The 20,814-nt window shown below is 72.5% G+C and carries 10 protein-coding genes and 8 pseudogenes; 11 read left to right on the top strand and 7 right to left on the bottom strand.

Annotated elements, in window-relative coordinates:
- Positions 1-81: 81 nt before the first annotated feature.
- Positions 82-595, top strand: a pseudogene (locus D6270_RS01055) (NAD(P)-dependent oxidoreductase); the annotation flags it as partial.
- Positions 596-646: 51 nt separating this feature from the next.
- Here D6270_RS01055 and D6270_RS01050 read toward each other — a convergent pair.
- Positions 647-1,762, bottom strand: a complete 1,116-nt coding sequence (locus D6270_RS01050) for a baeRF3 domain-containing protein (RefSeq protein ID WP_109167670.1) — start codon at positions 1,760-1,762, stop codon at positions 647-649.
- 188 nt (positions 1,763-1,950) lie between these two features.
- Here D6270_RS01050 and D6270_RS01045 point away from each other — a divergent pair, with 188 nt between their 5' ends.
- The gene (locus D6270_RS01045; protein ID WP_109167671.1) at positions 1,951-2,535 is read left to right on the top strand and encodes a hypothetical protein; all 585 of its coding nucleotides are present in this window, start codon (positions 1,951-1,953) and stop codon (positions 2,533-2,535) included.
- A 12-nt stretch (positions 2,536-2,547) separates the two neighbouring features.
- A pseudogene (gene glsA / locus D6270_RS01040) lies at positions 2,548-3,899 on the top strand (glutaminase A).
- A gap of 13 nt (positions 3,900-3,912) precedes the next feature.
- On the opposite strand, the gene D6270_RS01035 reads toward glsA, so the two are convergent.
- Together D6270_RS01035 and D6270_RS01030 are read right to left on the bottom strand one after the other, a co-directional pair.
- Complete coding sequence (locus D6270_RS01035; protein WP_109167673.1) at positions 3,913-4,734, bottom strand: endonuclease I family protein; 822 nt, start codon at positions 4,732-4,734, stop codon at positions 3,913-3,915.
- 207 nt (positions 4,735-4,941) lie between these two features.
- On the bottom strand, positions 4,942-5,496 hold the full coding sequence (locus tag D6270_RS01030; protein ID WP_109167674.1) for a GH25 family lysozyme: 555 nt from the start codon (positions 5,494-5,496) through the stop codon (positions 4,942-4,944).
- A 166-nt stretch (positions 5,497-5,662) separates the two neighbouring features.
- Here D6270_RS01030 and D6270_RS01025 point away from each other — a divergent pair, with 166 nt between their 5' ends.
- The 6 genes and pseudogenes from D6270_RS01025 to D6270_RS01000 all read left to right on the top strand — a co-directional run bounded on the left by D6270_RS01025 (position 5,663) and on the right by D6270_RS01000 (position 12,184).
- The gene (locus D6270_RS01025; RefSeq protein ID WP_109167675.1) at positions 5,663-5,875 is read left to right on the top strand and encodes a hypothetical protein; all 213 of its coding nucleotides are present in this window, start codon (positions 5,663-5,665) and stop codon (positions 5,873-5,875) included.
- 125 nt (positions 5,876-6,000) lie between these two features.
- The gene (locus D6270_RS01020) at positions 6,001-7,155 is read left to right on the top strand and encodes a methyltransferase (protein WP_109167676.1); all 1,155 of its coding nucleotides are present in this window, start codon (positions 6,001-6,003) and stop codon (positions 7,153-7,155) included.
- A gap of 99 nt (positions 7,156-7,254) precedes the next feature.
- Positions 7,255-8,432: pseudogene (locus D6270_RS01015) on the top strand (acyl-CoA dehydrogenase family protein).
- A gap of 392 nt (positions 8,433-8,824) precedes the next feature.
- Positions 8,825-9,243: pseudogene (locus tag D6270_RS01010) on the top strand (helix-turn-helix transcriptional regulator).
- A gap of 10 nt (positions 9,244-9,253) precedes the next feature.
- Positions 9,254-9,669: pseudogene (locus D6270_RS01005) on the top strand (VOC family protein).
- Between the two features lie 131 nt (positions 9,670-9,800).
- Positions 9,801-12,184, top strand: a pseudogene (locus D6270_RS01000) (ATP-binding cassette domain-containing protein).
- A gap of 288 nt (positions 12,185-12,472) precedes the next feature.
- Here D6270_RS01000 and D6270_RS32675 read toward each other — a convergent pair.
- Together D6270_RS32675 and D6270_RS00985 are read right to left on the bottom strand one after the other, a co-directional pair.
- Positions 12,473-12,913, bottom strand: coding sequence for a hypothetical protein (locus D6270_RS32675; RefSeq protein WP_225976742.1), 441 nt, complete (start codon positions 12,911-12,913; stop codon positions 12,473-12,475).
- Positions 12,907-13,245: a hypothetical protein gene (locus D6270_RS00985; protein WP_158650564.1), complete on the bottom strand. Its 339-nt coding sequence runs from the start codon at positions 13,243-13,245 to the stop codon at positions 12,907-12,909. Before D6270_RS00985 ends, D6270_RS32675 begins: the two co-directional genes overlap by 7 nt.
- A 166-nt stretch (positions 13,246-13,411) precedes the next feature.
- Here D6270_RS00985 and D6270_RS00980 point away from each other — a divergent pair.
- Positions 13,412-15,634: pseudogene (locus D6270_RS00980) on the top strand (tetratricopeptide repeat protein); the annotation flags it as partial.
- A gap of 200 nt (positions 15,635-15,834) precedes the next feature.
- Positions 15,835-17,423, top strand: a pseudogene (locus D6270_RS00975) (phytoene desaturase family protein).
- Positions 17,424-17,426: 3 nt separating this feature from the next.
- On the opposite strand, the gene D6270_RS00970 reads toward D6270_RS00975, so the two are convergent.
- Both D6270_RS00970 and D6270_RS00965 read right to left on the bottom strand, forming a co-directional pair.
- Positions 17,427-18,584, bottom strand: coding sequence for an SGNH/GDSL hydrolase family protein (locus tag D6270_RS00970; RefSeq protein ID WP_225976741.1), 1,158 nt, complete (start codon positions 18,582-18,584; stop codon positions 17,427-17,429).
- A 207-nt stretch (positions 18,585-18,791) separates the two neighbouring features.
- Positions 18,792-20,693, bottom strand: a complete 1,902-nt coding sequence (locus tag D6270_RS00965; RefSeq protein WP_109167681.1) for a serine hydrolase domain-containing protein — start codon at positions 20,691-20,693, stop codon at positions 18,792-18,794.
- Positions 20,694-20,814: the final 121 nt, after the last annotated feature.

The raw sequence follows: 20,814 nt of genomic DNA, 5'->3' as shown, positions 1-20,814 counted from the left end.
CGACCCCGTCCCGCCGGACAGCCACCCATGAAGCTGCGTTGCGCCGTGATCGAGGACTTCCAGTCCGCCGCCACCACCGTCGCCGAGGAGCACGGCGTCACCGTCCGCGGAACCGCCGGCTCCGCCACCCCGCCGGTCGAACGGGCCTGGGCCCTGCTGCTCGGCCTCGCCCGCTCCATCGTCCCCGAGGCCAACGGCCTTCGCACGGAGGGTCCTTGGCAGTCCACTCTCGGTGCCGACCCGCACGGCCGGACGGCCCCGGGTCCGCTCGCTGAGCGCCAGGTGCCTGATCGGCGCCGCCGAACTCGCCCGGACGCACCCCACCGCCTACCTGGTCAACACCAGCCGGGCCGCCATCGTCGACCAGGACGCCCTGCTCGCGGCCCTGCACGCCGGGACCATCGCGGGGGCCGGGATCGACGTGTTCGACACCGAGTCCCTCCCGGCCGGCCACCCGATGCGCACCGCCCCGCGGCTGCTGGCCACCCCGCACCTGGGGTACGTCTCCCGCGCCAACTACGCGACGTACTACGGCCAGGCGGTCGAGAACATCCGGGCGTTCCTCGACGGGAAGCCGGTCCGCCGGATCGGCTGAGGGCGCCCCCGTACGCCACGTACGGAGACGCCCTCGCCGGGGCCGATCCCGTCAGAACCGCAGCGCCGCCGCGATCCGCCCGTGCTCGGCCAGGGAGTCGTCCTCGACGAAGACCACATCGGCCCCGCCGTCCAGCGCCGCCTCGATCAGCTCGTCCACGATGTCCTCGCGGACCTCCGGGTCGTCCGACTGCGTGGTCCCCTCGGGGACCGGCTCCAGATGCCCGTCGGTCACCCGGACGGTGGCCTGGAAGTGCTCCTCCACCGCGATGAGCCCCACCCGGCCCTCCCGGACGGCGGCCCACACCTCGTCCAGCCCGCCGGCGAACGCGTGCCCGCTGCGGGCGTTGTCGAGACGCCGCTCCACGTCGGCCGTGGCCTGCCGGGCCCCTTCCTCCAGCGCGGGCCTCAGCTCCTTGAGGACATCGGCGGGCGGCAGGTCGGCCGGTGCGCCTTTGGCCACCCGCCCGGCGGCCGCCTTCGTACTCTCGCCGACGTCGTCCAGCAGCGAGAGGGCGGGCGGCAGCCCCATCACGTACAGCGGGCGCGGGTCGGCGGCCAGCAGGGCCCGCAGCTTCTCGTCGACCGTACGGAAGAAGTTCCGGGTGTCCTCGTCGGTGAACGTGCTCGGGGTGTCCCCGATCCGCTCCTCGCGCTGCGGGTTGGGCGGCTCCTTCGGCGCGGTCAGCGGGAACCCGCCCGTCTCACGCACCTCGACGTCCCCGTCCGTGCCGTTCCACAGGGTGGCGTGGTCGGCGGCGAGGGTGAGCGCCCAGTAAGGACGGGCCTGGGCCTTCGCGGCGACCAGGTTGCGGGTGAGGTAGCTGTCGCTGAGCACCACCCGTTCGGGCGCGGTGCGCGGCAGCTGCCAGACCTGGTGCTCATCGGCCGTGGCCAGGACGACCAGCGAGTCCAGTGCCCGGCGCGGGTCCACCTCGTCGACCGCCCGGTCCAGCTCGGCCTTGATGGCGGCTGCGCTCTCCTTGCTCACCTGGGGATCGGCCTCCAGACGATGGACCGCCTCCGCCACCAGGTTGCGCAGCCGCACGGGGTCCTGGGCGTTGTCCGGGGCGGTGCGGTGCGTCGGCATGGTCAGGGACAGGGCCGGATAGGGCCGGCTCGCCCGCAGCTCCCGCAACAGGTCGGCGGTCAGGGCGTCCGTGTCCATCGTTCCCTCCCAGGGCTCGAACCCGCTCCCGTATGAAGCGGATGCTTCGACGAGTCAATTCATACCTTTTGATCCTAGTATGGGCGAGTTGGTGATCATCGGCTGTGGGAGGTGCGCGCGACGTCCACGCTCGCGGCCTCCTCCTTCTCGCTCGCCCTCTCCTCATCCCCCGATTGGACGGACCGTCCGTGAAAGCGAACCCCTCCCCGCGCAGGGCCCGGGTCCTGGTCCCCGCCGTGGCCGCCGCCCTGCTGGCCGCCACCACGGCGGCCTGCGGCTCCGACACCACGAGCGAGGGCACCTCCCGTTCCGTGCGGACGCTGACGCCGGAGCACTCCGAGCACGCGGAGTCGCCGTCCGCGCCCTCCGAGCCGACGGGGTCGCCGTCCCAGGAGCGGAGCCCGCGCACCCAGCAGAGTTTCGCCGCCTCCGTCTCCGCCGAGACCGAACGCGTCCGGCAGGAGGCCGCCAAGCGGCTCGAAGGCGTCGAGGGCCGGGGCAACGCGGTCGCCGACGTCTCGGTGAGCGGGCTGCCCGTCGCCGCGTCGGAAGAGGTCCGCAGCGCCCGCGTCCGGATCACCAACCCCACGGACGCACCCGCCTTCTACGCGGTGAAGGTGGAGTTCGTGGACGCGCAGGACAAGGTCCTCGACACGGTGGTCGTCGGGGAGGAGGACGCCCCGCCGGGCCGTACGGTCGACGTCCAGGCCAACAGCCGCAAGGCCGCCGGGGTGAAGACCTTCCCGCGGGTCGCCCAGGCCGAGCGCGGCTGAGGGGCGGCGCGGATGAGTGCCGCCGACGCGGTGACCGACTCGCTCAACAGGATGCGCGCCGAATTCGCCGACCTGCCCGGCGGCCGGCCCGCCGACTACATCCCGCAGCTGGGCCTCGCCGACCCGGACGCCTTCGGACTGGCCCTGGTCAGCATGGACGGCCACCGTTACAGCGCGGGCGAGGCCGAGGTCCCCTTCACCCTCCAGTCCGTCTCCAAACCGTTCATCTACGCCCTCGCGCTCTCCGTCCTCGGTCTGGACGAGGTGAGCCGGTGGGTGGGGCCGAGCCGAGCGGCGACGCGTTCAACGCCATCAGTCTGGAGCCCGGCACCGGCCGGCCCGCCAACGCGATGGTCAACGCCGGGGCCATCGTCACCACCGCCCTGATCCCCGACACCCCCGGCGAACCCGCCTTCGAACGCATCCTGCACTGCCTCGGCCGGTTCGCCGGGCGCGAACTGGACGTGGACGAGGAGGTGTTCACCTCGGAGTCCATGACCGGTGACCGCAACCGGGCGCTGGCGTACCTGATCCGCGCCACCGGCACCATGCCCGTCGACCCGGTCCTCGCGGTGGACCGCTACTTCCGGCAGTGCGCGGTACGTGTCACCGCCCTCGACCTCGCGACGATGGCCGCGACGCTCGCGTACGGCGGGGTCAACCCGGTCACCCGCGACCAGGTCGTCTCCGCGGAGGTCGCCGCCCGGGTGCTCGCCGTCATGGCCACCTGCGGCATGTACGACGGCTCGGGGGAGTGGCTCCTGCGGATCGGGCTGCCCGCCAAGAGCGGGGTCTCCGGCGGCCTCATCGCGGTCGGCCCCGCCCGCTTCGGGCTCGCCACCTACAGCCCGCCGCTGGACACCACCGGCAACTCGGTACGCGGCCAGGCGGCGCTCAGGGCGCTCTCGGAGCGGTACGGGCTCCACCTGATGCTCAACCCCGCGCTGCCCGGCTCCACGGTCAGCCTCGTCACCACCGCGGACGACCTGCCTTCCGCGCCCTCGGCCGAGCACGAGAGGGTCCTGCACGAGAAGGTCGGAGTGGTCGCCGCACAGGGGGCCATCGACTTCACGGCGGCCGAACGCGTGCTGTACGCGCTGGACGAGTCCGGGGTCGACGGGAAGGGTTCGGTCGTGCTGGACCTGCACGACGTGACCGCCGTGGACTCGGTGGCCCTGGGGATGCTGCACATCGGTCTCGGCCGGCTCTCCGCCGACGGCCGGCGCGCGGCGGTCGTCGACCCGCGTGATCTGCTGGGCCCCCCGGACGTCGTCCGGGAGGGCATCGGCCAGGACCTGCCGCGCTATGCGACCCGTGAGGCGGCGGTGGAAGGCAGCGCGAAGGCCCTGGCCGGCGAGGAGTGATCCGGGGCCGGGGCTACCAGATGGCCCCGACCCACTCGGGGTGGTCGATGAACGGGTTCCGGTTGTGCTGGAACTGCTCGAATATGACGTCGTTACGCCGCTTCTCGAAGGCGTCCGGCGGGTCCTCCTGGCTCCACTGCTTCAGCACGGACAGCTTGCCCATCTTCGGGGCGGAGCCGTTGCCGACCTGGTCGTTGGGTTCGAGGTCGGCGAAGGAGTCGTTGCCCTCGTAGCGCACGGCCATGTAGAGGATCATGCGCGCGACGTCGCCCTTGACCGCGTCACGCGGTTCGAACGAGTCGCCGTCGGTGAAGTTGCCGGGGGCCTCTCCCAGTTCGCTGCCGCCGTTGTCGAAGTCCTTGTTGCCCCGGGCGGAGTTGACCGAGACGTCCTCGGGCCGCAGATGGTGGATGTCGGTGCCCGGGCCGGTGGCCGTACCGAAGTCGCCGTGCGACTTGGCCCAGACGTGCTCACGGTTCCACTGGTCGGCGTTGCCGCCGTTGTCGTTCTTGGACTGGGAGCGGCCGGTGTAGAGGAGGATCACGTTGGAGGAGTTGGCGGGGTCCTCGTCGGTGGCCTTGAGCGCGTCCCACACCTGGCTGTAGGAGAGCTTGGTCTGGTCGCTGATGATCGTGTGCAGGGCGGCCTTGAGCTCGGTGCCGGTCTTGCCGAGGGCGTCCTGGTAGTACGTGTCGTCGAGTGCTGCGGCGAGGGTGGCGGGGCGGTCGGGCGGGGTGTCGGCGGCGGGCGCGGCTGCCGCGGTGCCCGCGAGGAGGGCGACGGCGGCCGCGGTGGCCAGCAGTGGACGCGCGTAGAGCGGAGAGCGACGGGACATGTGGGGTGTCCTCTCGGAACGCGGCCACCACGACGCCGGCCCCGGGTCGGGGCGCTCGTCGGGGTGGCCGTGCGATGTCTGGTACGCGGGAGCCTTCCACACGCACCGTGGCCCGCGTGTGAACGCTGTGTACCTATCATGTGCAGGTCAAGATTGGGCCTGGTCGGGCCCCTGGAACGTCCCTGTCCCAGGGGGCCCGGAAGGCCGTTATCCGGCGGAGGCCCAGTCGCGCAGGGCCCGCACCGAGTCGAAGTCGGCGACGTTCTTGTCGAGGGGGTCGTCGGTGTACTGATGGATGCGCCAGGACGCCTCGATGCGCGGCTTGCCGGCGGAGACGTAATCCGCGATCCACAGCCCGTCGCCCGCGTAGTCGCTGGTGTCATGGGTGCGCCAGAAGGCCCGGTTGCAGTACAGGAGGACCCGGTGGCCGGGCCGCTCCCGCTTCACCTCACGGATGAAGCGGTCCTTCTCCGCGCTGCTCGCGCGCGTCCCGCCGCCGGTCTGCTCCCAGTCGACGGCGAGCAGATCGCCCTCCTTCTCCGGGGTCTTGTTCAGGAAGTACGCCACCTGGTCCTTGATCTCCCCCGGCCAGAGGAAGTGGTAGAAGCCGACGACGCACTCGGCGTCCCGGGCCCGCTTCACCTGGGCGTCCAGACGTGGATTGACATAGCTGCGGCCCTCGGTGGACTTGATGAAGACGAAATCGAGGCCCTCCGTGTCGTAGGAGGGCTGATAGGCGCTGACGTCGACGCCGTGGAGCATTGGGCACCGCCTCAAGAGGTGAGAACCGACATTCCGCTTCTGCCCACTCCTCGTGCGGCCCAATGACCGGTTCACTCTCCCGGGTGGCCCACCGGTTTCCGGCCTCCTCGGATGCGCCCCGGCCCGCGTGGCGCGAGAATTGCCGCAAGGACGAGGAGGAGGCGGCATGAGCGAAGACCCCGAATCCGTATCCGCGGCTGTGCCCGAGGCGTCGGGTGTCACCCCCGACCGGCTTCTGCACACGGGTGCGAGCGACACACCGAGCGCGGAGGACGTGGTGCTGGCCTCCGGGCGTGACCTGACCCCGGAGAACCTGGAATGGGCGCGGCGCAAGCTGGCTGACGAGGGGCGCTCCGCCCTCGACCGACAGCTGCCCTGACGGAGCCCCGGCCCGACCGTGGACCGGGCGGGAGCGGTCCGGCGGTGCGGCAGGCAGGGCGATACGACCGAGGGGCCGGGGAGCGTGTGGGGCGCCCCCGGTTCCTCGGTTAGCCTGAGTGACATATGAACCGTTTGACGACCTCACAGGGCACTTTCGAGCTCGCCCGCTTCCCCGAGCACCCCAGCGACCCCTTCCGGGCCTGGGACGCCGCCGACGAATACCTGCTCCGCCAGCTGACGGATCCCGGGACGGGCCCCGTCGACCTCACGGGCACGGTCGCCGTCGTGGGGGACCGGTGGGGTGCCCTGGCCACCGCGCTGGCCGCCCACCGGCCCGTCCAGATCAGCGACTCCTACCTCGCCCGGCGCGCCACCCAGGCCAACCTGGAGCGCAACGGCCTGGACCCGGAGGCCGTGACGCTGCTGTCCTCGCGCGACACCCCGCCGGACCGGATCGACGTACTGCTGGTCCGGGTGCCCAAGTCCCTGGCGTTCCTGGAGGACCAGCTCCAGCGGATCGCCCCCGCGCTCCACGCCGGCACGGTCGTCATCGGCACCGGCATGGTCAAGGAGATCCACACCTCGACCCTCAAGCTCTTCGAGCGGATCGTCGGACCGACCCGCACCTCCCTCGCGGTCCGCAAGGCGCGGCTGATCTTCAGCACCCCGGACCTGGAGCTGCCGCGTACACCGAGCCCCTGGCCGTACCGGTACGAGCTGCCCGGCGACGTGGGACCCGCCTCGGGCCGCACCACCGTCAACCACGCCGGGATCTTCTGCGCCGAGCGCCTGGACGTCGGCACCCGCTTCTTCCTGAAACACCTGCCCACCCGCGGCGGATCCGTCGAGGTCGCGGACCTGGGCTGCGGCAACGGCGTCCTCGGCCTCTCCGCGGCGCTCGCCAACCCCGACGCGCACATCACGTTCGTCGACGAGTCGTACGGGGCCGTCGCCTCCGCCGAAGAGACGTTCCGCCTGGGCGCGCCGGAGGGCGCGAAGGCGGACTTCCTGGTGGGCGACGGACTCTCGGACATCGCCCCGGGCACCATGGACCTGGTGCTGAACAACCCGCCGTTCCACTCCCACATGGCGACGACCGACGCCACCGCCCGCACGATGTTCGTCAGCGCGCGCACCGCGCTGCGGCAGGGCGGCGAACTCTGGGTGGTCGGCAACCGGCACCTCTCGTACCACACCCATCTGCGCCGGATCTTCGGCAACTGCACCACGGTCGCGGGCGACGCGAAGTTCGTGGTCCTGCGCGCGGTGAAGCGCTGACACCGAACGGCGCGTGACGGCCCTTCCAGATTCTTGCAACACGTTCTACTGTGTGCGCCGCCGCACACGGGCGACGCAGCCGCGAGACTCTGGAGGGCCGTGCACCTCGAATACACACCTGAGCAAGAGCAGTTGCGCACCGAACTGCGTACGTACTTCGCCGGTCTGGTCCCGACAACGCCTACAGCCGCTACGCGGAACCCGCCGCCCAGAAGCGCTTCTACCGCGAGACGATCCGCCGGCTCGGCACCGACGGCTGGCTGGGTGTGGGCTGGCCCGAGGAGTACGGCGGCCGGGGGCTGACCCCGATGGAACAGTTCATCTTCTTCGACGAGGCGGCCCAGGCGGGCGTACCGCTGCCGCTGATGGCGCTGAACACGGTCGGACCCACGATCATGCAGTTCGGCACCGGCGAGCAGAAGGCGTACTTCCTCCCGAAGATCCTCGCCGGGGAGATCGACTTCGCGATCGGCTACAGCGAACCGGACGCCGGCACCGACCTCGCCGCCCTCAGGACCCGCGCGGTCCGCGAGGGGGACGCGTACATCGTGAACGGCCAGAAGATCTGGACCACCAACGGCGACACCGCCGACTGGGTCTGGCTCGCCGTCCGCACCGACCCCGACGCCCCGCCGCACAAGGGCATCACCATGCTCCTGGTCCCCACCAGCGACCCCGGCTACTCCTGCACCCTGATCAACACGCTCGCCTCGCACGACACGACGGCCAGCTACTACGAGAACGTCACCGTCCCCCTCACCCACCGCGTGGGCGAGGAGAACAAGGGCTGGCGGCTCATCACCAACCAGCTCAACCACGAACGCGTCACCCTCGCCGCCCACGGCACCATGGCGGTCCGCGCCCTGCACGACGTCCAGCGCTGGGCCGCCGAAGCCAAGCTCACCGACGGCCGCCGCGTCATCGACCTCCCCTGGGTCCGCACCCGCCTGGCCCGCACCCACACCCGCCTGGACGCGATGAAACTGCTCAACTGGCAGATGGTCTCCGCCCTCCAGAACGCCACCCTCACCCCCCAGGACGCCTCGGCCGTCAAGGTCTACGGCTCCGAGGCCCGCCGCGACGCCTACGCCTGGCTGATGGAGATCGTCGGCTCGGCGGGTCCCCTGAAGGAGGGCTCGGCCGGCGCGGTACTCCACGGCGAACTGGAACGCGGCTACCGGTCGGCGGTGATCTTCACCTTCGGCGGCGGCAACAACGAGATCCAGCGCGAGATCATCTCCTGGATCGGGCTGGGGATGCCTCGGGTGCGGCGGTGAGGGCCTGCGGCGCGGAGAACCGGCCCGGACGGAGATTTCAAGCCGGGTGACGGTCCGGGCCGGAGATCCGCGATCTGTGACTGGAGCGTTGGCGGCGACAGCTTCCCTCAGCTCGGGCCCGAGAGGCAGCTCAGACAGCGTGACGCGCCCCGGCCCGATCCCGTCACTCCCACGGCTCCCTTCTCCCGCCTCAAGCTCACGGAGCCCGAGGCGCTGTCCGACGTCCTGGAGGGGCGCGTCTGCAATGTCTGCGACGGGATCCGAACGCTCTGAGGATCGCGGTGCACCGGCTGGACGACAGCACCAGTCGCATCTACCTCAGGGGCGTCAACTGAGGTCCGGTGGCCGGCTCGCGCCCCTCGCGCGACTCGCCCCCGTGGGACGATGGCCGGGTGACGCTGGAGGACCTCGTCCGGCTGCGCCGGGCCCGTGACCGGATGGACCGTGAGTACGCGGAGCCGCTGGACGTACCGGCGCTGGCGCGGGGTGCGCTCATGTCGCCGGGGCATTTCTCCCGCAGTTTCCGGGCGCGTACGGCGAGAGCCCGTACAGCTATCTCATGACCCGGCGGATCGAACGGGCCAAGGCGCTGCTGCGCCGCGGGGACCTGTCGGTGACCGAGGTCTGCTTCGCGGTCGGATGTACGTCGCTGGGGTCCTTCAGCTCCCGCTTCACCGAGCTGGTCGGCGTGAGCCCCAGTGCCTACCGGGCGCGGTCGCACGAGGACGGTGCCGCCATCCCGGCCTGCGTCGCCAAGATCCACACGCGACCGGTCAGGAATGGAGAAGCGAAACCCCCGCCCCGTCCGTAGCGTGAAGCACATGGAAATCAAGCTCGCACAGACCTTCATCGCCGTCGACGACCACGACAAGGCGCTCACCTTCTACCGGACGTTCTCGGCCTGGAGGTACGCAACGACGTCGGGTTCGAGGGGATGCGCTGGGTGACGGTCGGCTCCCCGGCGCAGCCGGACGTGGAGATCGTCCTCGAACCGCCGCTCGCCGACCCCAACGCCCCGGCCGCCGACCGGCAGGCCATGGCCGAGCTGCTGGCCAAGGGCCTGCTGCGCGGCGTCATCTTCTCCACCGACGACGTCGACGCCACCTTCGAACGCATCCGTGCCGCGGGCGGTGAGGTGCTCCAGGAGCCGATCGACCAGCCGTACGGGGTCCGCGACTGCGCCTTCCGCGACCCGGCCGGCAACATGCTGCGCTTCAACCAGCCGCGCAGGAGCTGAAGCCCGTCGGTGGGCCGGTTCCGCTGCCGGACGGGACCGGGTCGGCGAGAATAGAACGCGCTGTTCGAAAGTGAGCGAGAGCAAGCCGGGGCCGCCGTGGGCGGCGGCCCCGCGCTACAGATGGAGAGACGATGAGCAAGGCCGAGAGAACCGGATCGCGGTCGTCCGCGCAGCCGGTCGCCGACAGCCATGAAGTGATCCGCGTGCACGGGGCGCGCGAGAACAACCTCAGGGATGTCGACATCGAGATCCCGAAGCGCCGGCTGACGGTGTTCACCGGGGTCTCCGGCTCCGGCAAGAGTTCCTGGTGTTCAACACGATCGCCGCGGAGTCGCAGCGGCTGATCAACGAGACCTACAGCGCCTTCGTCCAGGGCTTCATGCCGACGCAGGCCCGCCCCGAGGTCGACGTACTCGAAGGTCTGACGACGGCGATCATCGTCGACCAGCAGCGGCTGGGCGCAGACCCCCGCTCCACCGTCGGCACGGCCACCGACGCCAACGCGATGCTCCGCATCCTCTTCAGCCGGCTCGGCAAGCCCCACATCGGCTCGCCCAACGCGTTCTCCTTCAACGTTGCCTCGGTGAAGGCGAGCGGTGCGATCACGGTCCAGCGCGGTGCCGGGACGAGGACGGAGAAGCAGACCTTCACCCGTACCGGCGGCATGTGCGTCCGCTGCGAGGGCCGCGGCACGGTCTCCGACATCGACCTCACCCAGCTGTACGACGACACGAAGTCGATCGCCGAGGGCGCGTTCACCATCCCGGGCTGGAAGTCGGACAGCTGGTGGACCGTGCGGACCTACGCCGAGTCGGGGTTCCTCGACCCGGACAAGCCGATCCGCGAGTACACCAAGAAGGAGATGCGGGACTTCCTCCACCGGGAGCCCACCAAGGTGAAGGTCGAGGGCGTCAACCTCACCTTCGAGGGACTCATCCCCAAGATCCAGAAGTCGTTCCTCTCCAAGGACAAGGAGGCGATGCAGCCGCACATCCGCGCCTTCGTGGAGCGCGCCGTCACCTTCACCACCTGTCCCGAGTGCGAGGGCACCCGGCTCAGCGAGGGTGCCCGGTCCTCGAAGATCGGGAAGATCAACATCGCCGACGCCTGCGCGATGCAGATCAGCGATCTGGCCGACTGGGTGCGTGAGCTGGACGAGCCCTCGGTGGCACCGCTGCTCGCCGCGCTGCTCGGGACCCTCGAATCGTTCGTGGAGATCGGCCTCGGCTACCTCTCCTCGACCGGCCCTCGGCACGCTGTCGGGCGGCGAGGCACAGCGCGTCAAGATGATCCGCCACCTCGGCTCCTCGCTCACCGATGTCACGTACGTCTTCGACGAGCCCACCATCGGTCTGCACCCGCACGACATCCAGCGGATGAACGACCTGCTGCTGCGGCTGCGCGACAAGGGCAACACCGTACTCGTCGTGGAGCACAAGCCGGAGCCATCGCCATCGCCGACCATGTCGTCGACCTCGGCCCCGGCGCCGGGAGCGCGGGCGGCACCGTCTGCTTCGAGGCACGGTGGAGGGGCTGCGGGCCGGCGGCACCCTCACCGGCCGCCACCTCGACGACCGGGCCGTCCTCAAGGAGAAGGTCCGCACGCCCTCCGGCACCCTGGAGATCCGCGGCGCCTGCGCACACAACCTGCGGGATGTCGACGTCGACATCCCGCTCGGGGTGCTCTGCGTGGTCACCGGGGTCGCGGGCTCCGGCAAGAGCTCGCTCATCCACGGGTCGATCCCGGCGGGCGAGGACGTCGTCTCCGTCGACCAGACCGCGATCCGCGGCTCCCGGCGCAGCAACCCGGCCACGTACACCGGGCTCCTCGAACCCATCCGCAAGGCGTTCGCCAAGGCCAACGGCGTGAAGCCCGCCTGTTCAGCGCCAACTCCGAAGGTGCCTGCCCCACCTGCAAGGGCGCCGGCGTCATCTACACCGACCTGGCGATGATGGCGGGCATCGCCACGGTCTGCGAGGAGTGCGAGGGCAAGCGGTTCGAGGCCTCGGTGCTCGACCACCACCTCGGCGGCCGCGACATCAGCGAGGTGCTCGCGATGTCGGTGGACGAGGCCGAGACGTTCTTCGCCGAGGGGGAGGCCCGCACCCCGCCGCGCACAAGATCCTGACCGCCTCTCCGACGTCGGCCTCGGCTACCTCCGCCTCGGCCAGCCGCTCACCACGCTCTCCGGCGGCGAGCGCCAGCGGCTGAAGCTGGCCACCCACATGGGCGAGAAGGGCGGTGTGTACGTCCTCGACGAGCCGACCACCGGTCTGCATCTGGCCGACGTGGAGCAGCTGCTCGGGCTGCTGGACCGCCTGGTGGAGTCCGGGAAGTCGGTGATCGTCATCGAGCACCACCAGGCGGTCATGGCGCATGCCGACTGGATCATCGACCTCGGCCCGGCGCGGGTCATGAGGGCGGCCGGATCGTCTTCGAGGGCACCCGGCCGACCTGGTCGCCGACCGCTCCACCCTCACGGGCGAGCACCTCGCGGCGTACGTGGGGCGCTGACGGGCGCTCATGGGGGCACCTCGCGGCGTGCGTGAGGGCTGATGGGGGAGCGTCGTACGCCCTGCCTGCCGTGCGTCGTACCTGATGCGTCGTACGGGGCTGGGGGAGCGGTTGTTCCCCAGCCCCGTGGGCCGTGCCCGGGCGAGGTTCTCCCCGGCCCGTGCCCCCCGCTCACCCCCGCGCCAGCAGCACCTGCACCATCTCGCGCGGCGCGGCGTGAAGTCCAGCCGTAGTGCCGCCAGTTGCGGGTCGGCCTCATAGGCGGCCGACACCGCCGCCGACGGCTGGTCATGGGTCCAGATCGCCCCGCACCAGCAGCGTTCCGGCCGCCACACGGCCCGCACGGTGGTCGTCCAGCTCGGGTACGTACTCCCCGATGAGGCGCCCCGGCTCCGTCGCGTGCGCGAGGGCCGCGCGCTCGTCCTGGGCCGCCTCCTCCGCCGACACGTTCCGCTCCAGCTCCGCCGCCTGGGCGCTGATCAGGTCGCAGAGCACCGGCCGGGCGGCGAGCGAGTCCGCCAGGACGGCGGCCACCCGGCCGGCTGCCGGCGCCCACCCCGGCCACACCCGCACCAGCCTCCAGACGGCGGGCGCGAGCCTGGGGCGCGACAAGCCCAAGCGCTCTCCGCTCAACTCCTTCACCGTGCTGCCCTCCAACTCCCCGAGCAGGGCGCGGAAGCGCTGCTGTACGCGGCGGCCGACCCCGGGTCCGTCCCCGGCGGCTACCACGGACCGGGCGGCCGCCTCGGACTCGTCGGCCCGACCGCCCCGGCCCGCATCACCCGCCGGGCCCCGTCCAGGACCAGCACGAACCCGTCGCGCTCCCGGTAGAGCCGCCGCCGCTTCGGACCGGCCGGATGCACCGGCTCGTACCCCTCGGCCCGCTGCCGCAGCGCTTCCAGCGTCTCCTCGCGCGTGCCGTCCACATGGTCCATGACGCCGGCCGACCAGACCCGGCGCCGGCCGCCGAGCCCCAGGTTCCGCTCCACCAGCAGCCCCCATCCGGGCATGATCTCCCCGCTCTCCGTTCGCTCCACCGTGCCGCGACGGCCCTTTGCCACGGAAGGGCGGAGCGTCGCACCATTGTTTCCGATCTTGTTACGCGCCCCGGCGCCGCCCGGGTACCCGGCCCAGCCGCGTACCGCTCCGCCAGGAGGCCGCCATACTGGACGGGCCGGGGAGGGCGCAGCGGTGGTGGCGGGGAACGACGGGGGCGGGAAACGGCAGATGGCGGACACCAGGCTGATCCAGAGCCGGTACCGGCTGCTCGAGCTGATCGGGCGCGGTGGCATGGGCGAGGTGTGGCGGGCCCGCGACGAGTCGCTGGGCCGCCTGGTCGCCGTCAAATGCCTCAAGCCCATGGGCCCCCAGCACGACCAGGCGTTCACCCGCGTCCTGCGCGAACGGTTCCGCCGCGAGGCCCGGGTCGCCGCCTCCCTCCAGCACCGGGGCGTCACCGTCGTCCACGACTTCGGCGAACACGAAGGCGTCCTCTACCTCGTCATGGAGCTGCTGGACGGGCACAACCTGAGCCAGCTGCTGGAGGGGAACCAGCAGCGTCCGCTCCCCGTCGACCACGTCGTCGACATCGCCGAACAGGTCGCCGACGCGCTCGGCTACACCCACCGGCAGGGCATCGTCCACCGCGATCTGAAGCCCGCCAACATCATGCGGCTGAGCGACGGCACGGTGAAGATCTGTGACTTCGGCATAGCGCGCCTCGGCCGCGACATCGGCGTCACCTCCCGGCTCACCACCACCGGCATCGCCATGGGCACCCCGCACTACATGTCGCCCGAGCAGATCGGCGGGAAGGAGGTCGACCACCGCAGCGACCTCTACTCGCTGGGCTGTGTGCTGTACGAGATCGCCACCGGCGTACCGCCGTTCGACCTGGAGGACCCCTGGTCCATCCTCGTCGGACACCGCGACACCCAGCCCGAGCCGCCGCGCACCCACCGTGCCGAACTCCCCGGCTTCTTCGACCGCGTCGTCCTGGACCTGCTGGCCAAGGCCCCCGACGAGCGGCCCGCCGACGCGAGCGACCTCCGCCGCCGCATCCTGCTCGGCCGCACCGGCGGACAGACCGGACCCGGGGCCGTCCACCCGCCGACCGCCCCGTACCAGGCCGCGCCCACCACCGCCCCGCACCAGGACCCCACCGCGCGGAACCCGAACTGCCCCCTGGGCCCGGGACATGACCCCCGGACACAAGGCGACCGGTTCCCTGAGCCGGGAGGCCGGCCCACCCGGTCCCGCCGCCGGACTGACCAGCCGGTGGACCACCGCGACGAGCACCGCCGCCACCCGCCGCCCGGCACCGACGGCTCCACCCGCGTCCGCCCGCCCCCGCCCCCGAACTGCTCGCCGCGCTCGCCGGCCGCCACAGCTCGGGCATCGACCTGGGGCGGCTGGGCCGCTGGGAGGAGGCGGGCGAGGTGCACCGCGCGGTCGCCGCACAGCGCGAGAGCGTCCTCGGGCCCGACCACCCGGACACCCTCGCCAGCCGGTACGAGATCGGCTTCACCCTCAGCCGCACCGGCCGGGCCGCCGACGCGCTGCGCGAGTTCGGCCAGGTCGCCGCGCCCGGGAACGCACCCTGGGCCCCGACGACCCGCAGACTCTCGCCGCCCGGCAGGAGACCGCGTACGTCCTCGGACAGCTCGGCCGCTACTTCGAAGCACACCAGGTGTACGCCGCGGTCCTCGCCGGCCGCGAACGTTCCATGGGCCCCGACCACCCCGACACCCTGCACTGCCGCCACAACCTGGCGTTCAACCTCAGCCGTCTCGGACGCCCCGAGGAGTCGTGGCAGCTGGCCCGCCAGGTGGCCGAGGACCGGGCCGGCTGCTCGGCGCGACCCACCCCGACACCCTCGCCACCCGGTACGAGGTCGCCTACACCCTGGGCCGGCTGGGCCGCTGGGCGGAAGCGCTGGAGACCTACCAGGACGTGGCCCGCGCCCGTGCCGCCACCCTCGGCCCGACCACCCCGACACCCTCGCCGCCCGCTACGAGGCGGGCATCGGCCTCGGCCGGCTCGGCCGCAGCGCGGAGGCCCTGGAGCTCTACCGGGCGCTGGTCGCCGACCGTACGCGGGTGGGCGGCCCTCCGACGCCGAGACGCTCCGCGCCCGCCACGGCCTGGGCGTCAACCTGGGCGGATGGGCCGCTGGGAGGAGGCGCTCGCCGAGGCGCGCGAGGTGTGCGCGCTGCGGGGAAGCACGCTCGGCCCGGACCACCCGGACACCGTGATCAGCTGCCGCGAGGTCGCGGTGGCCCTCGGCTGGCTCGGCCGGTGGTCCGACGCCCTCACCGCCTACCGCCAGGTCACCGAGGCACGGGGCCGGGCACTGGGCCCCGACCACCCGGAGACCCTGGCCGCCCGCAGCGACGAGGCACACTGCCTGGACCGGCTCGGGCGCAAGGACGAGGCCGCCGAGCTGTACCGCACCTCGCCGCGCACCGGGCCCAGAACGCGCTGCCGCCGCACTGAGCGGGGACCGTCCGGCGGGTCGGCCCGAACCCGCGGCGGAAGGACGCGCCCGGCCGGCGGGAACGGTCCCGAGCTTCCCGGCGGAAGCGCACCGGACCTGCTGCAACGACCCCGAGCCCCCTGGCCGGGACGCCGCCCCGCATGTTACGAAGGTGCATGCCCGCACCCGAGCCGTCCGCATCCCCGACGCCTACCCGCCGGCCCGGCGCGCCCTCCCGGGACCGCTACGACGCCGTGATCGTGGGCGGCGGCCACAACGGTCTGGTCGCCGCCGCCTATCTCGCCCGCGCCGGACAGTCCGTCCTCGTCCTGGAACGCCTGGACACCACGGGGGAGCGGCCGTCTCCACCCGCCCCTTCGCCGGGGTCGACGCCCGCCTCTCGCGCTACTCCTACCTGGTCTCGCTGCTGCCGCAGAAGATCGTCCGCGACCTCGGCCTCGACTTCGCCGTACGCAAGCGGACCGTGTCCTCGTACACCCCGCGCTGCGCGACGGACGCCCCACCGGGCTCCTCGTCGGCGGCGACCGTACGCGGGAGTCGTTCGCCGCGCTGACCGGGGGCGAGCGGGAGTACGAGGCGTGGCAGCGCTTCTACGCGATGACGCGGCGCGTCGCCGAACGGGTCTTCCCGACCCTCACCGAACCGCTGCCCGCCCGCGACGCGCTGAGGGCCCGTATCGACGACACCGAAGCCTGGCGAACCCTGTTCGAGGAGCCCATCGGGGTGGCCGTCGAACGCAACTTCACCGACGACCTGGTACGCGGCGTGGTCCTGACGACGCCCTGATCGGCACCTTCGCCGACGCCCACGACGCCTCACTGCTCCAGAACCGGTGCTTCCTCTACCACGTGATCGGCGGCGGAACCGGTGACTGGGACGTCCCCGTCGGCGGTATGGGAGCCCTGACCGACGCCCTTGCCCGTGCCGCCCGTACGGCGGGCGCCGAGATCCGCGTACGGCACGAGGCGACCCGGATCGAGACCGACGGCACACACGCCGAGGTCACCGTCCGCACACCGGACGGCGAACACGTCGTCGCCGCCCGCCGGGTGCTCGTCAACGCCTCACCGCAGGCCCTCGCCGCCCTCCTCGGGGAGACCCGCCACCGCCCTCCGAGGGCGCCCAGCTCAAGGTGAACATGCTGCTCACCCGGCTGCCAAGACTCCGTGACCGGACCGTCGACCCCCGCCAGGCCTTCGCCGGAACGTTCCACATCGCCGAGGGATACGGGCAGCTGGCCGACGCCTACCGGGACGCTGCCGCCGGACGGCTGCCCGCCGCACCGCCGTCCGAGATCTACTGCCACTCGCTGACCGACCCCTCGATCCTCGGCCCCGGCCTAGCCGCGCGCGGCTACCAGACCCTCACCCTCTTCGGCCTCCACACCCCGGCCCGGCTCTTCGCCGCCGACAACGACGCCGCCCGGACCGCCCTGCTGAAGGCGACCCTCGCCGAACTGGACGCCCACCTGGAGGAGCCGATCAACGACTGCCTGGCCCTCGATGAGAACGGCGAACCCTGCATCGAGGCCAGGACCCCCCTCGACCTCGAACGCGATCTGCGCCTGCCCGGCGGCCACATCTTCCACCGCGACCTCTCCTTCCCGTACGAGAGCGGGACCACCGGTCCGTGGGGCGTGGAGACCGCTCACGCCAACGTCCTGCTCTGCGGAGCGGGCGCGGTGCGCGGCGGCGGGGTCAGCGGGGTACCCGGCCACAACGCGGCGATGGCCGCCCTGGGCTAGCCCCTACCGCAGGTCCCGGCGTTCCACGGCGGCGGCGATCGCCGTGTGGCCCGCGGGCCCCGGGTGCAGGCCGTCGCCGCTGTCGTACGCCGGCAGCAGTCGCGAAGGCCGGTCCGGATCGCGGAGCGCGGCGTCGAAGTCGGCGACGGCGTCGAAGATCCGTCCGGTGCGCACGGCCTCGTTGACCTGCCGGCGCACCGCGTCCTGCTCAGGCGTCCAGCGCGTCCACCCCTCGAACGGCGTGATGGTGGCGCCCACCACCCGCAGTCCGGCGGAGCGGGCGCGCAGGGCCAGTTGGCGGTAGCCGGCCACCATCCGCGACGGGTCGCGCTCGTTGGGCTCATGGTGGAGGTCGTTGACGCCCAGGTGGACCAGGACCGTCCGCAGCCCCGGCAGCGACAGCACGTCCCGGTCGAAGCGGGCCTGACCGCCCGGCCCGAAGCGGTCGCTGTCCAGGAGCAGACGGTTGCCGCTGATGCCGAGGTTGGCGACGGCGGATCCGGGCAGCCTGCGGGCCAGCTGGTCGGGCCAGCGGAGGTCCGCGTCGTCGGGGGTGCCGGAGCCCTCGGCGATGGAGTCGCCCAGCACGGCGAGGACCGGGCCGCGCGCCCCGGTCGTCCCGACCCCGGTCAGGAGGAGGACGGACCGGGTCCGGACCCCGTCGACGGTGTGCCAGGCGTGCGTGTTGCGGTGGAAGGAGAGCGGACCGGTGGGGCCCGGGAGCCGTGTCTCGACGGTCAGCAGGGAACCGTCCTCCACCTGGAGCCCTTCCACCGGGTCGCTGGTGAGTGAGGAACCCGCCGCCAGCCACCCCTGCCGCTGACCGGTGAAGGTGACCGGGTGGCCGTCGGCGGTCACCGGGCCCACCAGCACCGGCGCGGTCCCGAAGGCGTTGGCGTAACGGAGTCTGACCTGCCCGCCCGCCGAGAGCCGCAGCCGCGCGGTGCAGAGCCCGTCGGTGAGACCGGCGAACGCGAGCGGGTCGTCCGGGGTGGGCGCGGTCTGCGCGGTCGCCCAGGAAGCGGTCCAGGTGGTGGCCGAGGGGAGGCGGGCGGGCGTGGCCGCTTGGGCGTCCGGGGCGGTGAGGGCCGCCGTGATCCCGGCCGCCGCCGCGTACAGCAGACCCCGCCGCGCGGGCAGGTGGAGCCGGCCGCCGGTCACCGGGAGAGCGCCGGGCAGGACGGGGTGGTGCGCCGGACACTGCTCATGGGGGTGCCTCCTGGAGTCGCCCGAGGGGAGTGGTCTGTGCGCGGCCCGTGTCAGCCAACAGCCCCCCAATGAACGGGTGGTGACATCGTCACGCTCCGGGCGCGACGCCATTATGACGGCCGCGCCCGGAGCGTGGGGGCTCACCACGCGCCCCGCCGCTCAGTCGGCCGACAGCACCCAGCCCACCGCCCCGATCCGCCCCGCGTCCCGGGGCCGGCCGGAGTCGAAGACCGTGGCGGCGCCGTCCCGTACCCGCAGGGAGTCCACGTACGCGCCTCGCCCCACGTACAGCTGGTCCGTGGTGTAGCGCCACCGCAGCTGGACGCCCTTGCCGCGCCAGGCCGACAGGTCCGCCTCCAGCCGGTGCCACACCCGCCCCGACCAGCCGGAGACCCACCCCTCCGGGTGCCGTCGCGGGCCCGGGCCCGGGCGGGGGTGGCCGGGGCCCTGGGCCACGGTGGTGAACGGCACCGGCTGCCACTCCCCGCCCACCGACGCCTCCAGTGCCAGCCGGTCGGCGCCGGGTTCGGTGTCCCACCACAGGGCGCACTCCAGCCGGGAGCGTGCGGAGGCCAGGCGCAGTACGGGCAGGGTGAGCGTGGCCGTCGACGCGCTCGCCATCCCGGAGAACCAGGCCGTACGTCCCCGCTCCGGCCGGACCGGCACCGCCCGGGCCAGCTGGTTGGCCGTCGCCACCCGGGGCGCGCTGCCCGAGCGCCAGCTCCGTACGGGATGGACCGAGTTCCCCAGCACGATCAGGAACGTGTCGGTCGACGGGTCGAGTACCAGGCTGGTCCCGGTGAACCCGGTGTGGCCCGCCGTACGCGGGGTGGCCATCGCGCCCATGTACCAGTGCTGGTAGAGCTCGAAGCCGAGGCCGTGTTCATCGCCCGGGAACGCGGTGTTGAAGTCGGTGAAGAGGAGGTCGACGGAGTCCTCGGAGAGGATGCGGGAGTGGCCGTAGACGCCGCCGTTGAGGAGGGCGCGGGCCAGGACCGCCAGGTCCCAGGCGCAGGAGAACACCCCGGCGTGGCCGGCCACCCCGTCGAAGCTGTAGGCGTTCTCGTCGTGCACCTCGCCCCAGACCAGGCCGCGGTCCAGACCGGACCACGGCGGCCGGGCGTCCTCGGTGGCCGCGATTTTCGGCTTCCAGGAGGCGGGCGGGTTGTAGCGCGTGCGGTGCATCCCGAGCGGAGCGGTGATCTCGTCGTGGAGCAGGACATCCAGCGTGCGGCCGGTGATCCGCTCCAGGATCAGTTGCAGCGAGATCAGGTTGAGGTCGGAGTAGAGGTAGGCGCTGCCGGGGGCGCTCGCCGGGACCTCGTCCCAGAGCATCCGGAGCTTCCCCTCCCGGGTCGGCTCCTGGTGGAGCGGGATCCAGGCCCGGAAGCCGGAGGTGTGCGTGAGCAGCTGACGGACGGTGATGTCCTGCTTGCCGCCGCCCGCGAACTCCGGGAGGTACGAGGCCACGGTGGCCTCCAGCTCCAGCGCGCCGCGCTCGATCCGCTGCACGGCCAGGATCGAGGTGAACAGCTTGGAGATCGAGGCCAGGTCGAAGACGGTGTCCTCGGCCATCGCGATCTGCTGCTCCGCCGGGAACTCCACCCCGGTGTCCGTCGCCTCGTCGTACGCCGCGTACCGCACCGCCTTGCCGATCGGCCGGTGCAGCGCCACCGTGCCGCCCCGCCCGGCCAGCAGCACCGCCCCCGCGTACCAGGGGTGGTTGGGGGAGTCGGCGAGGTAGGCCTCCGCCTCCCGGACCAGCTGGTCCAGCGGCCCCTGGAGCAGCCCCGCGCGGGCCGCGCTGCCCCGCCGCAGCGTGGGCCGGCGCTCGGGCCGGTGCGCCCCTGATCCCATGCTCGCTCCCGTGTCCGCCGCCACCGGGCCCGTACCCGGCGCGCCCCGTTCGGCCGCCCCGGCCAGCGGGATCGGCGCCAGGGCGAGCGCGCCGCCCAGCGCCAGTATCCCGCCGCCCAGCCTCCGCCGGCCGATGCCGCTCCCGGTGCCTCGCGGAAGCCCGCCTGCCGCCGTGTCCCCGTTCTCCGCCGCGTACCCGGTCATCCGCAACCCCTTCCCGTGCCCGGAGCCGCCCCGAGGGCTGAGCCCGCGAACGCTCCGGCGCGAAAGTAACTTCCGAAATTCCGCCGAGCAGTGAAAGTTCCTGCCGCCGCAGAGATTACTG

The sequence above is a fragment of the Streptomyces griseus subsp. griseus genome (genome assembly GCF_003610995.1).
Lineage (GTDB): Bacteria > Actinomycetota > Actinomycetes > Streptomycetales > Streptomycetaceae > Streptomyces.
The sequence above is the reverse complement of the archived record's forward strand: the minus strand, read 5'-3'. Positions and strand labels throughout refer to the sequence as shown.